This window comes from Candidatus Accumulibacter similis (assembly GCA_013347225.1).
Taxonomy (GTDB): Bacteria; Pseudomonadota; Gammaproteobacteria; order Burkholderiales; family Rhodocyclaceae; genus Accumulibacter; species Accumulibacter similis.
This window is the reverse complement of record CP054595.1, coordinates 1,739,728-1,751,435: the sequence shown is the minus strand read 5'-3', so window position 1 is coordinate 1,751,435 and position 11,708 is coordinate 1,739,728. Positions and strand designations below refer to the sequence as shown.

Here is an 11,708-nt window from a genome sequence, read left to right as displayed (position 1 = left end):
GCACCCGCAACCCTGTCCGGAACATGGCGCCCCGATCTGCGCCTTGACCGGACGCGCCTCTTGAATCTATAGTCCGGGCCATGCTGAATGAACTCAACGCACTCGAGAGCAAGGTGGCCCAGGTGATCGCGCTCTGCCGCAACCTGCGCAGTGAGAACGAACAGCTGCGCGAGCAGCTCACCGCCGCGGAGAACGACAGGAACCGTCTTGCCGAGCGCATGGCGGCGGCCGCGGTCCGCCTGGAAGAGCTCGCCGCGCAACTGCCCGAAGGCCAGAGCTGAAAGACCCGCAACGATGCCCAACGAAGCCAGTTTTCTCGACATCACCCTGCTCGGGAAGGAGTACCGGGTCGCCTGCCCGCCCGACCAGCGGAGCGCGCTGCTCAAGGCCGCCAGCTATGTCGACGGCAAGATGCGGGACATCGCCGAAAAGACGCGGAGCAACATCGCCGAAAGAATCGCCGTCATGGCTGCCCTCAACATCGCCCACGAACACCTCGGACTCGATCAGGGATTCGTTGCCGACCATCAGAAAATTGAATCTGAAATAGGTCTGGACATGGAAACGCTTAGGCGTAGAATTTCCTTCATGGAGACCGAGCTCGACGCGGTTCTGAAGTCGGAGTGAGTGCCGGTTCTGGGCTCCAGCAGAGTTCCCTGCGGTGTTCGTTAAGGTCATAGATTCCTTGAACCAATGCAAATTGGCATTGGTCGCGGACCATGGAAACCGCTGTTGTGTGCGCCCCAAATGTCGGGCGTACCTGATGCGGAAGGGAAGTGACCTAACTGAACCCAGGTTCAGGATGCCGGCCTGACGGCACTCGCGGGGACAACATTCAACAACGCGGAACCATCGGTTCCGCGTTTTTTTTTTGCTCCCGCGCGGCAGCGTGCACCGCCTTCGCGAAAAGCCCTGCACGTGGGACGACCGCTCCTTTCCGCCAGCAGCAGGGCCCCCTGCTCACCCGCGACGAACCGGCAACGACACATCATCGCCTGCCTTCGCTCGCCACATCGTATGATCCCGGCGCAGCAGCTGCCGGCGAGCGCCGCAGTGATCATCTTCTCCCGCGCCAGGACAGGCGAGGCGCAATAAGGACCAATATGATCCCATGGCAGCAACACTGTTCAATTCTTCTGGACACTGCGACAACATGGGCAAGACTCTCCTTTCTGCGGTTTGCTTGTGGCTTGTGGATTGGCGTCACCAATCTTTCCAGCAGTACTGCAACGTGGCTGACCAGGATACGACCGGACAGTGAGACGTTGATATGTGGTCGGTTGGCACGCCCTGCAACTTCTGACCGGCGGCCGCAAGAGGACGCGTCAAAGCGGCTCTGGATGTCCGCGGGGAAGCTTGGCCGCCTTGAATGTGCAAGGGGGGATCGCCGGGCTTTCGCCAGGGGCCAGCGAGGAGCTTTTCAGGAGGACTGGTGTCGTAGCGAGCGGGCGGGAAAGCGACAGGTCAACAGGGTCAGGGTGCCGACACCCGGCGTCAGCCATGAGAATTCCGCGCGGCGAAGCTGGCCCGGACGATTCCGTCGGCCCGCATCGTGCGGCGTCACCGATTGCGATTGACCACCGAACCAGCACCGCTGCCGCCTGCCGGGAGCGGCGACTCGCTGCCTGGCCACCCCTTTTGGCTGTCGGGAGAACGCGAAATGATCGTCGGACCATCGAAACGTCGCCGCGACTGGGTCAGCTTCTTTGCCTCGCGGCACTGGCAGCCGGAAGCGTTTGCCCGCCTCGTTGAAGCCGACGAGATCGGGTCGGCTTTCTTCGAAGTCGAAACGCAGATCAACGGCCTGTACCGCGCCCGGCAACTGGCACACGCCAGACAGCGCCAAGCCGGGCCGCCGGTCGATGGCGAACACTTGGGAGAAGGGGCAGTCAAGGCGCGCTGGCTGACCGCTTCTTTCGAGCCATTTCGCGCTGCACTGGGTCCCCGGCAGAGGGATCTCGACCTCGGGCTGATGCGCTGGATACGCCGCGCATCGTGCCTGTCGGTGGTCATCGGCGCCGGGGCGACGATGGACGCCGGAGGCCCTTCCTGGGCGGAGCTGGTGCGGCGGTTGCTGGCGCACCTCGCGGAGCATGGCCGGGACATCTGCGAGATGCGGCTGACCCCGGAAAGCACGCCGGACAACCTGGAGTACCGACGGGTGGTTACGGGTCGCGAGCGCCTGCCGGCAGACGCCGCGTCGCGCGCGCGGGCAGTGCTGGCACTGATCGACGCCGGCACGGCGGACATCGAAACACTCATGGAAGGCGCACAGATCTGTCACGAGTTCCTCGGCCAGGCGCTCTTCACCGACCTGACCGGGATTCTCTACGAGGGGCAGCGTCGCCCCGGCGCCATCCACCGGGCCATTGCCGAACTCGCCGCACCGATCGAGGTAACCGACCGAGGCGGACTGTTTCCGGGCTGGGACGCGATCATCACCTACAATTTCGACGACCTGATGGGTGAAGCCCTCGATGAGGCCGGCGTGGCACGTGCTGCCTACGCCATGCGCGGCGATCAGGTCGCCGGCGACCCCAATCAACTCGCTCGCGAGAGGGGTCCGCATGGCCTCCACCAGCCGATCTATCACCTGCACGGCTATACGCCGCGGCGGCTGTTCCTGATCGCCAAAGTACAGTTCGTGTTCGCCACCTCGCAGTACACGAGGACGTACGGCGGCAGCCCGGCAGGGATCGTCGGCGAGGTGTTCGCCAGATGCCTGGCGAATCCCGTCCGTCACGCGCTCTACGTTGGCTGTTCATTCGATGACGAAGCTATGAATGAACTGCTGCGCCAGGCTGCGCGCGCCCTGCCGGGCCGCTACCATTACGCGCTCCTGCGCTGGCCCGGTGACGGTCGGTTCGCGGCCGCCACAGCCGACGAGGTCGCCCTCGCAGCGGCGAGGTACGTGTCAATGGGCGTACGCCCCATCTGGTTCGACGACTTCGGCGAAATCCCGGGCCTGATACGCTGCCTGGCGTAATCGCCCGACGGTGGCTGGGCGGGACCGGCCCAGCCCGACGTGCCACGTCGCATGGCTGCCGCCGAGGTGCCGACAGCCGCACACTGTGTGCATCAGCCCACTGCGCGCCCGACGTGTTGCGCTGCCCGGTCGCTCACGCGTCGCCCATCCACCTGCAGTGTCGCGTCGTTCGCGTCATCGCGCCGCACACCTCGGCCCGCGCGCGACGATTTCCTCACGACCGTTCAGGCAAAACGTGCCGACGGGCCGCCATCGACCAGCAACTCGGTGGCGGTGATGTACTTCGCCTCGTCCGAGGCGAGAAACAGTGCCGCGCAAGCGGTATCCCAGGCGTCGCCCATGCGGCCCAGCGGACACTGCGCGTCCCGCCGGCGAAACAGGTTGTCGATATCGCCTTCCTCGCCATGGACCCTGGTCAGCGCCGCATGCACCAGCGGCGTGTTCATCGGGCCGGGCAGGACGCAGCTCTATGAGCTCCTGCGTGGCCGCCGCAGCCGCGGCGTCGATATCGACCCCCACCACGCGCGCACCCTCGCGGGCAAAAAGCACCGACATCGCCTTGCCATTGCCCCAACCCGGCCCCACCGAGCCGCTGCCGGTGATGATCGCCACCTTGTCCTGCAGTCGTCCGCCCATTCCCGGTTCTCCCCTGGCTCGGTGCACTGCCACCGCAACCCGGTCTTCAGCGCCTTCCCGAGCAGATGGCGTGCCCTCCAACCAAGCAGTGCCGGTCGCTCGGGGAAGACCCCGGCGGTACGCGCCAGCAGATGCGCCAGGTTCACTTTTCGCAAGGCGCGCAGCACACGGTCGCGCGCGGCTGGTCGCTCAGCCCTGCCCGGCGAGCAGGAAGTCCTGGACGATCCGCACCTGCAGTTCGTCGAGGAACATCGGGGCATGCCCGACGCCCGCCACCTCGACCAACTGCGCCCGCGGCCCGCGCGTCGTCATCTCGACGGCCGTGTCATGCAGCAGGATGTCCGACTGCGCGCCGCGCAGGACCAGGGTCGGGCAGCCGATGGCGTCGTAGAGTGGCCACAGGTTGATGTCCTTGGCCTCGAGATAGGCCTTCTGGTAAGGCTGCGCAATCGCCCGATCGTAGTTCATCTCGAGGCTGCCGTCGGCCTTGCGCCGCGTTCCGACGGCTGCCATGTAACGCCACTGCGCATCCGTGAGATTGCCGAAGGGCGCACAGACAACTCGCACGTAGGCTTCGGCGGCGGCGAGGTCGGGAAAATCGGGCGCCTTGCCGAGGTATTCGCCGATTCGCTGCAGGGCATCCATGGCGATCACCGGACCGACGTCGTTGAGTACCATGCGTCTGATCGGCGACCCCGGCAGGCTCGACAGGAACATGCCGATCAGTCCACCCATCGAGGTCCCGAGCCAGTCCACCGCATCGACGCCGAGGCGGGCGATCAGCGTCATGACGTCGTTGGCGTACACCGGCAGCGCATAGTCGTCGGCAAAGGGCAGGCGATCGCTGCGCCCGCGGCCAACGATGTCAGGACAGACGACACGGTAGTCGTTGGCCAGCGCGTTCGCCAAGACATCGAAATCGCTGCCGTTGCGGGTCAGCCCATGAACGCAGACGAGGACCCGCGGATTGGCGGCATCGCCCCATTCACTGTAGGCCATGCGGTGCAGACCGTGCGGACCGAGACACTGTACCGCGCCCTCGCGCATCTCATTGACCACTTCGCACGCCTGCCCGGGCCGCGAACTCACCAGCAGTTCGCCGAATTCCTTGAGTATTGCCATCATCGCACCCCGACGTCGTTGAGAAAGCCAGCTTCGCTGACGAGAGTATCCACGCATCCGGCGAACGAAGTCAATCGCCGCTGGCGAGCGACGGGCTGGGGGCTCCGCGCCCGGCCCCGCAGCCACCCGGAGAGCCGGATTCAGACGCGCTTGCGACCGGTGATCATCGCCCGTACCAGGTTCTCGCGATGCAACAGGCTCTCCCAGACGACGCCGAGAAGGTGCCCGGCGATCAGCAGCAACGTCACATCGGTGGCGACTTCGTGCGTCTCCTTGATGCCATCGATGAGCGCCTCGCTGCTGTCGACGAAGAATGCCGCCAGAGGTCCCAGGCCCTTGTCGGCAGCATACAGGGCGAGGCCGCTGACGACAGTTGCCAGCAGCCCCAGCAGCATGGCAACGATCATCGCGCCGCCGGCAGGATTGTGCCCCAAGTAACGGCGTGCGCGCAGCGTCAGCACATCGCGCAGGTAGGCGAGGACGATACGCGGACTGAAGACGAAGTCGCTGAAGCGGGCATGCCGTGGACCGACGAAGCCCCACAGCAGGCGCCACAGCAACAGGCCGGCGATGGTGTAACCGGCCCACGCATGCAGCAGCTGCATCAGCTCGCCGTCAAAGCGGTCGGCGAGGGATTCGAAGGCCTCGCCCTCGGAAAACCAGGCGAGACAGAAGCTGAACAGCAGGGTCCAGTGGAAGAGACGCAACAACCGGTCCCAGACGGGAACAGTGTCGGCATCGGTGGCGGCCATGGACATTCTCCGAAAGTGCTTCCCTGTCCGCAAACGGACAGGGAAGGCAGCGCCTGCATCAAGCAGCAGGCGGGATGGGAATTACTTGCCTTCCTCGGAGACCAGCGCACCGGTCTTGATTTCGTAGTGCACTTCCCACTTCTTGCCGTCGGTGCCGTTGATCTTCACTTCCCAGGTCTGCTTGCCCTTCTTGCTGTCCTGGTAGGCCTTGGTGACTTCGCCCGGATGGGCCTTGAGGGCCATCTCGACGGCCTGCTCCTTGGTGATTTCACGTGCCGGCGCGGCAGCGGCGGGCGCCGCTGGTGCAGCGGCAGCAGCGGGCTTACTGTCGTAGGCGAGCGTGCTGCCACTCAGGCTGGTGGCAAGGATCAGGAGGGCGGCGGAGCAGTATGCGGCAGGCTTGTTCATTCGATGGGTCTCACGGTCAGGTTGCAGATTGAGGAGGAATCGCGGCTCGGCGTGCTGCCCGCATCGCGGACAGCCACTGCAAGCACGGATGCGACTGTACGGCGGCTTCCTTAAAACACGCTTAGGGCACGCCGCGCCCACCCCGCCCCTGGGCGCAATCCTCACACCCCCGGCTCGAGCACCACCGCCACTTCGATGCGGCGACCTTGCCGCAGGACGCCGAGCTGGACCGTTTCGCCAACGCGGTGGTCGTCGAGGCGCCCCAGCAGCCTGGCGACCGTCTCCACCGGCTTGCCGTCGACTGCCGTCACGACGTCGCCGGCGACGATGCTGCCATCGGCGGCCAGCGTCGCGCCGCGCAAACCTGCCGCTGCTGCAGCCGACCCCGGAACAACGCGCAGGATGAACACCCCTGTGGCGCCCAGCGCGCGCTGCAGACGCTGGTTGAGGCTCTCGTCGATCTCGATGCCGAGCGTCGGCCGCACATAACGGCCACCACTGATGATCTGCGGCACGACGCGGGTGACCGTATCCACGGGAACCGCAAAGCCGATCCCGGCGCTCGTTCCGCTCGGACTGTAGATGGCGGTATTGATGCCGATCAGGCGACCGGCCGAGTCGAGCAGCGGGCCACCCGAACTGCCCGGATTGATCGCCGCGTCGGTCTGGATCAGATGTTCGATGCTCACTCCCTTGTCGCTGCTCAGCGAGCGGTCGAGCGCCGAAACGATGCCGCTGGTCAGCGTCCAGTCGAGTCCGAAGGGGTTGCCGATGGCAAAGACCTTCTGCCCGACCCGCAGGTCGCCACTCGTTCCGAGGGGTACCGGCGGCGGCCGCCGAAAAGCGACGCCGATGCGCAGGACGGCGATGTCGTGCGCCGGCGAGGCACCGACCACGACGGCCCGATAGCTGCGGCCGTCGGACAGTTTCACCGCGGCTTCGCTGGCGCCCTCGATGACGTGGACGTTGGTGATGACGTGGCCGGCGTCGTCCCAGATGAAGCCCGAACCGGTGCCGCGCGGCGCGGTGAACACGTTGCGCGTCCACAGGTCGCGCACCTGTCTGCTGGTCGTGATGTAAACGACCGAATCGCGCGCATTCTCGAACAACTCGATGATCGCCTTCTCGTCCGCCGCCAAGTCACCACGCGCGCTGACGGTACGCGGTGCCACCTGCTTCGGCGCCAGCCAGTCCTCGATCAGCGGCAGGCTGCGCCAGGCGACGAGCAGCAGCAGGAAAGCGAGCGCCCACGACAGAAGGCGCAGGGGCAAGCGGTTTGCGGTGGGCATCGTTCTCCGTACGCTCCGAAGCGGTCGCGTGAATCAGTGGCGTGGCGGCTGCGGCTGCACCTGGTGCTCAGCGTGCGGCAGCGACGCGGGCACGCAGTTCGTCCAGTTCCTCGAGCAGGTCGGCCATCAACGCAGCGAGTTCAGGGACTGCATCGAAGTCCCGTTCGAGCTGCCGCATGCGCCGTGCGCGCCGCAGACTGGTACTCGAGAAACACCAGACGCCGGCAACGCTCTCGGCATGCGGAAACAGGCCCTCCTCGATGTGGCGCAGCAGCCATTGCGGGTCGACGGTGCAGGCGGCGGCCACCTGCTCGAGCGTCAGCCAGCTGTCTTCCATCAGGCTGCCGACGAGGATTTCGTCTTCACGCATGGCTCACACCCTCCCTTCCTGACGCGGGTCGAAAGCCAGTTCACGCGCCATTAGTTCGTAGAACTCCCGCGCTTGCGGCGTCTTCGCCGGCGGCAGGACGACCTGGATGTCCAGCAGAAGGTCGCCGGCGGATCCGGTCTGCGCCGCCGGAATTCCCTTGCCGCGCACGCGCAACTGGCGGCCGCTCTGTGCCCCCTCAGGAATCCGCAGCCTGACGCTGCCGCCCGGCAGCTCGACGCTGACGACGGCACCCAGGGCGGCTTCCCATGGCGCCACCGGCAGCGTCAGATGGAGGTCGCGGCCATGCGCGCGCAAATGCGGATGCGGCCGGAATTGAACCTCGAGCAGCAGGTCGCCGGCAGCAGAACCGCCGACCCCTGGCCCACCCTGACCGGCCAGGCGAATCACCTGGCCGGCGTGCACCCCCTGCGGGATCTTCACGTTCAGCGTCCGCTCAACCAGCGTCAGCCGCCCCTGCGCGTCGCTGCGCGGCGCGCGCAGGCTGATCTGGCGGGTGACACCGGTGAACGCGTCCTCGATGTCGAGGAGCACCTTGGCGTGATGATCCTCGCCGCGCGCCTCGAAGCGCCCCCGCGACGCAGCCCCAGAACCCGGCCGCGAACCCATGCCGCCGAACAGCTCGGCGAAGAAATCGGAGAAGTCCGCCGCCTCTCCGGGAGAGAATCCGCGGCCGGAAAACTCGAAACCGGCATCCCAGTCGGGCGGCGGCCGGAACTCCTGCCCCGGCTGATAACCGCGGCCCAGCTGGTCGTAGGCGGCACGCTTTTCGGGGTCCGAGAGTACCGCGTTGGCCTCGTTCAGTTCCTTCATGCGTGCCTCGGCGTTCGCCTCCTTCGACACGTCCGGGTGATACCTGCGCGCCAGCTTGCGGAAAGCCTTCTTGATGTCATCGGCCGTAGCGTCACGCGCAACGCCCAGAATCTGGTAGTAGTCCTTGTATTCCATGCACCATCCTCGAGTGGGCAGCGGCCACCGCCGCTTCGGGATTAATAGTCCCCTTTGCGGCGGAAATCAAGATATTGAAGTTTCCTCCGCCGCCCCCACCTTGGTCTTCAAGCGCCACTTCCGGCGCTCCCGACCAACCGATGGAGGATTCAAGATGATCTATCGCTCCCTGTTCCCCCGCGACGTCCTGTCCGAACTGGACCGGCTGCAACGTGAGCTGCAGCAGACCTTCCACTTCTCGCCGAGCATACGCGGCATCGCCCGCGGCGGTTTCCCGGCGATGAACGTCGGCGGCACACCGCAGTCCGTCGAAATCTACGCCTTCGCCCCTGGCATCGACCCGGCAACACTCGAGGTGCAGATCGAGAAGGGCGTGCTCACCGTCGCCGGCGAACGCAAGCTGCCAGTGGCTGCCGAAGCCGCCACGGTGCACATCGACGAGCGTTTTGCCGGTCGCTTCCGGCGCGTCGTGACGCTACCCGACGATGTCGACGCCAATGCCGTGGATGCCAGGTACCGCGACGGCGTCCTGCGCATCAGCATCGCCCGCAAGCAGTCGGCGCAGCCTCGCCGCATCACCATTCAGTAAGGAGGATCGAACATGTCAGACAACACTCCCGTCAAGAAGCAGTCCGTCGCCGACGAGGCCGCGTTGTTGCCGCCGGTGGACGTCATCGAGGACGCCGCGGGAATCACCCTCTATGCCGACCTTCCCGGCGTTCCGAAGGACAGGCTGCACCTGCAGATCGAGGCCGAGACGCTGACCATCGAAGGCGAGATCGACCTTGAAATGCCCGGCGGCATGGAGGCCAGCCATGCCGAGGTCAACCTGCCGCGTTATCGGCGTGTCTTCACCCTGTCGAAGGAACTCGACGCCGGCAAGGTGGCGGCCGAGTTCAACCAGGGTGTGCTCAAGCTGTCGATCCCGAAAGCCGAGCACGCGCAACCGCGCAAGGTCGAGGTCAGGATCGCCTAGTCACCCGAGCCGCTGGCGGCGTCCGTCCCATGGCGGGCGCCGCCGGTGCTGAACGACGAGGCCGCGAAGCGGACGATGCGGGCCCCTGCCGCGGCCCCTGTCCTGGGGGCACCTGCACCGACACCGCTGTCCACCGACAACCCGAGGGCGGCGAGGGCCCGCCAGGCGCGTGATCGCCAGCAGCCGCAGCAGGCTTCCGTACCCCCGGCGCCGGCTCCGCGAACCGGTGGGCAGGCGCCGCCAACGGCGGATGATGCTCCGCACCACCCGTCCCGGCTGCTGATCCGTCAGCGCCTCGACGCGACGATCGAATCCATGGACCTGCGGCCACGCCGAAGCAGCGTTCGCGGGGCCGGCGCGGCGCACGACAGCCGCTGCACCATCCGCGAGCCCGCTGCGGCCCGAGTTTGATAACAAAAGACATTTTCCCCGACACAAGCATTGCGCCGCTTCATCCGAATTCGGTATGATCGGTGCCAGTGCCGTTCCGCGAACTTTCCACCAAACCACTCCTATGGAGCTCGATCATGGCAAAAGCCGACAAAGTCAAGAAAGCGAAAGAAGTCGAACAGGCAGTAGAAACAGAAGCCGTTGCCACCCCGGAATTCGTCAAGATCACCAAGGTTGTCGGTCGGCAGATTCTCGATTCACGCGGCAACCCGACCGTCGAAGTCGACATCAGCCTCGACAACGGTTTTCTCGCGCGCGCCGCCGTTCCATCGGGTGCTTCGACCGGCGAGTTCGAAGCCTGCGAACTGCGTGACGGCGACAAGAAGGTCTATCTCGGCAAGGGCGTGCTGAAGGCGGTCGAAGCCGTCAACACGCGCATCGCCAAGCTCCTCAAGGGCAAGAACCCGCTCAATCAGCGCGAACTCGACGAGGCGATGATCGCCCTCGACGGCACGCCCAACAAGTCGAACCTCGGCGCCAACGCGATCCTCGGTGCATCGATGGCGATCACCATGGCCGGCGCCAACGTCAGCAAGATGCCGTTGTGGAAGTACATCGGCAAGATCCACAAGAATCGCAGCTTCGTCCTGCCGACGCCAATGGCCAACATCATCAACGGCGGCAAGCATGCCGACAACCTGATCGACTTCCAGGAGTTCATGATCATGCCGGTCGGTGCCGAGAGCTTCTCGCAGGGCCTGCAGTGGATCACCGAAGTCTTCCACGCACTGAAGACCATCCTCAAGAAGGGCGGCCATGTCACCGCCGTCGGCGATGAGGGCGGCTTCGCTCCCAACCTGTCGAACGACGAAGCGCTGGAGGTCGTCATGCAGGCGATCACCGCCGCCGGCTACAAGCCCGGCAAGCAGATCGCCATCGCCCTCGACTGCGCGTCCTCCGAGCTTTTCGACGAGGGCGGCCGGCAGGGCTACAAGTTCTGGAAGTCGAATCCGGACAAGCTGTTCACCGACGACGACATGATCGCCAAGTACACCGAGTGGTGCAAGAAATACCCGATCGTCTCGATCGAGGACGGTCTCGACCAGAGCGACTGGGAAGGCTACGTCAAGTTCACCAAGGCCCTCGGCGACAAGGTGCAGATCGTTGGTGACGATTTCTTCGTCACCAACCCGACGCGCCTGAAGCAGGGAATCGACATGAAGGCCGCGAACGCCATCCTGATCAAGGTCAACCAGATCGGCACCGTCACCGAAACCCTCGACGCCATCCGCATGGCGCAAAAGGCAGGCTACGGCGTCATCTCGTCGCATCGTTCGGGCGAGACGGAAGACTCCTTCATCGCCGACCTTGCCGTCGGCACCGGCGCCGGGCAGATCAAGACCGGCTCGCTGTCACGCACCGACCGTGTCTGCAAGTACAACCAGTTGCTGCGCATCGAGGAGCAACTCGGCAGCAAGGCCGTCTACAAGGGTCTGAAGTCGATCAGGGGCGCCGGGTTCTAGGCTGCTCGCAGGCAGTCAGCGAAAGGCATCGCCACGGCGGTGCCTTTTTTTCGCCCTGGCGCAGCAGCACGCGAGCACCTGCAGGATGTACTCGTGCCAAGATCACGCAGCAATGCCACGACGTCACCGGCACCCTCCCTGTCGGCCGTGCAGTTCCCTCGCCGAGTGCCGTTCCTGGGCTGCAACGCCTTTTCGGCGGCCGGGCGCGCGACACCAGGCAGCTGATCCCACGGGCGATGGACTGGGCCCATCCGGGGTTGCCACGGAAGTCGCATCGGCGGCAACGACCC

At 65.5% G+C, this 11,708-nt stretch carries 12 protein-coding genes and 1 pseudogene; 6 read left to right on the top strand and 7 right to left on the bottom strand.

Features of this window, described 5'->3' with window-relative positions:
* Nucleotides 1-80 precede the first annotated feature (80 nt).
* The 3 genes from HT579_08120 (at nucleotide 81) to HT579_08110 (ending at nucleotide 2,986) form a co-directional block, all read left to right on the top strand.
* Nucleotides 81-281: a hypothetical protein gene (locus HT579_08120; GenBank protein QKS28883.1), complete on the top strand. Its 201-nt coding sequence runs from the start codon at nucleotides 81-83 to the stop codon at nucleotides 279-281.
* A 13-nt stretch (nucleotides 282-294) separates the two neighbouring features.
* Nucleotides 295-627 (top strand): cell division protein ZapA, encoded by a 333-nt coding sequence (locus HT579_08115; GenBank protein QKS28882.1) that lies wholly within the window; start codon nucleotides 295-297, stop codon nucleotides 625-627.
* A gap of 1,033 nt (nucleotides 628-1,660) precedes the next feature.
* On the top strand, nucleotides 1,661-2,986 hold the full coding sequence (locus HT579_08110) for an SIR2 family protein (GenBank protein QKS28881.1): 1,326 nt from the start codon (nucleotides 1,661-1,663) through the stop codon (nucleotides 2,984-2,986).
* Between the two features lie 224 nt (nucleotides 2,987-3,210).
* On the opposite strand, the pseudogene HT579_08105 reads toward HT579_08110, so the two are convergent.
* From HT579_08105 to HT579_08075, 7 genes and pseudogenes are all read right to left on the bottom strand, one after another.
* A pseudogene (locus tag HT579_08105) lies at nucleotides 3,211-3,622 on the bottom strand (SDR family oxidoreductase).
* 189 nt (nucleotides 3,623-3,811) lie between these two features.
* Nucleotides 3,812-4,744, bottom strand: a complete 933-nt coding sequence (locus HT579_08100; GenBank protein QKS31564.1) for an alpha/beta hydrolase — start codon at nucleotides 4,742-4,744, stop codon at nucleotides 3,812-3,814.
* 140 nt (nucleotides 4,745-4,884) lie between these two features.
* The gene (locus tag HT579_08095) at nucleotides 4,885-5,496 is read right to left on the bottom strand and encodes a cytochrome b/b6 domain-containing protein (GenBank protein QKS28880.1); all 612 of its coding nucleotides are present in this window, start codon (nucleotides 5,494-5,496) and stop codon (nucleotides 4,885-4,887) included.
* An 81-nt stretch (nucleotides 5,497-5,577) separates the two neighbouring features.
* The gene (locus tag HT579_08090) at nucleotides 5,578-5,904 is read right to left on the bottom strand and encodes a PepSY domain-containing protein (GenBank protein ID QKS28879.1); all 327 of its coding nucleotides are present in this window, start codon (nucleotides 5,902-5,904) and stop codon (nucleotides 5,578-5,580) included.
* Nucleotides 5,905-6,065: 161 nt separating this feature from the next.
* On the bottom strand, nucleotides 6,066-7,193 hold the full coding sequence (locus HT579_08085) for a trypsin-like peptidase domain-containing protein (protein QKS28878.1): 1,128 nt from the start codon (nucleotides 7,191-7,193) through the stop codon (nucleotides 6,066-6,068).
* Nucleotides 7,194-7,260: 67 nt separating this feature from the next.
* Entirely contained in the window at nucleotides 7,261-7,563 is a 303-nt protein-coding gene (locus HT579_08080; protein ID QKS28877.1) for a MerR family transcriptional regulator, read from the bottom strand.
* A 3-nt stretch (nucleotides 7,564-7,566) separates the two neighbouring features.
* Nucleotides 7,567-8,529 carry a DnaJ domain-containing protein gene (locus HT579_08075; protein QKS28876.1) on the bottom strand — a complete coding sequence of 321 codons (963 nt, stop codon included), beginning with the start codon at nucleotides 8,527-8,529 and terminating at the stop codon, nucleotides 7,567-7,569.
* A 154-nt stretch (nucleotides 8,530-8,683) separates the two neighbouring features.
* On the opposite strand from HT579_08075, the gene HT579_08070 reads away from it, so the two are divergent.
* The 3 genes from HT579_08070 to eno all read left to right on the top strand — a co-directional run bounded on the left by HT579_08070 (nucleotide 8,684) and on the right by eno (nucleotide 11,418).
* Entirely contained in the window at nucleotides 8,684-9,118 is a 435-nt protein-coding gene (locus HT579_08070; GenBank protein QKS28875.1) for an Hsp20/alpha crystallin family protein, read from the top strand.
* Nucleotides 9,119-9,130: 12 nt separating this feature from the next.
* Nucleotides 9,131-9,505, top strand: a complete 375-nt coding sequence (locus HT579_08065) for an Hsp20/alpha crystallin family protein (GenBank protein QKS28874.1) — start codon at nucleotides 9,131-9,133, stop codon at nucleotides 9,503-9,505.
* A gap of 614 nt (nucleotides 9,506-10,119) precedes the next feature.
* Nucleotides 10,120-11,418, top strand: a complete 1,299-nt coding sequence (gene eno / locus HT579_08060; protein ID QKS31563.1) for a phosphopyruvate hydratase — start codon at nucleotides 10,120-10,122, stop codon at nucleotides 11,416-11,418.
* Nucleotides 11,419-11,708: the final 290 nt, after the last annotated feature.

Bases quoted from the DNA above. Each gene is read 5' to 3' on its own strand.
- HT579_08110 (QKS28881.1), top strand. From the start codon at position 1,661: ATGATCGTCGGACCATCGAAACGTCGCCGCGACTGGGTCAGCTTCTTT.
- HT579_08090 (QKS28879.1), bottom strand. From the start codon at position 5,904: ATGAACAAGCCTGCCGCATACTGCTCCGCCGCCCTCCTGATCCTTGCC.
- HT579_08085 (QKS28878.1), bottom strand. From the start codon at position 7,193: ATGCCCACCGCAAACCGCTTGCCCCTGCGCCTTCTGTCGTGGGCGCTC.
- HT579_08075 (QKS28876.1), bottom strand. From the start codon at position 8,529: ATGGAATACAAGGACTACTACCAGATTCTGGGCGTTGCGCGTGACGCT.
- HT579_08120 (QKS28883.1), top strand. From the start codon at position 81: ATGCTGAATGAACTCAACGCACTCGAGAGCAAGGTGGCCCAGGTGATC.
- HT579_08095 (QKS28880.1), bottom strand. From the start codon at position 5,496: ATGGCCGCCACCGATGCCGACACTGTTCCCGTCTGGGACCGGTTGTTG.
- HT579_08115 (QKS28882.1), top strand. From the start codon at position 295: ATGCCCAACGAAGCCAGTTTTCTCGACATCACCCTGCTCGGGAAGGAG.
- HT579_08100 (QKS31564.1), bottom strand. From the start codon at position 4,744: ATGGCAATACTCAAGGAATTCGGCGAACTGCTGGTGAGTTCGCGGCCC.
- HT579_08080 (QKS28877.1), bottom strand. From the start codon at position 7,563: ATGCGTGAAGACGAAATCCTCGTCGGCAGCCTGATGGAAGACAGCTGG.
- HT579_08070 (QKS28875.1), top strand. From the start codon at position 8,684: ATGATCTATCGCTCCCTGTTCCCCCGCGACGTCCTGTCCGAACTGGAC.
- HT579_08065 (QKS28874.1), top strand. From the start codon at position 9,131: ATGTCAGACAACACTCCCGTCAAGAAGCAGTCCGTCGCCGACGAGGCC.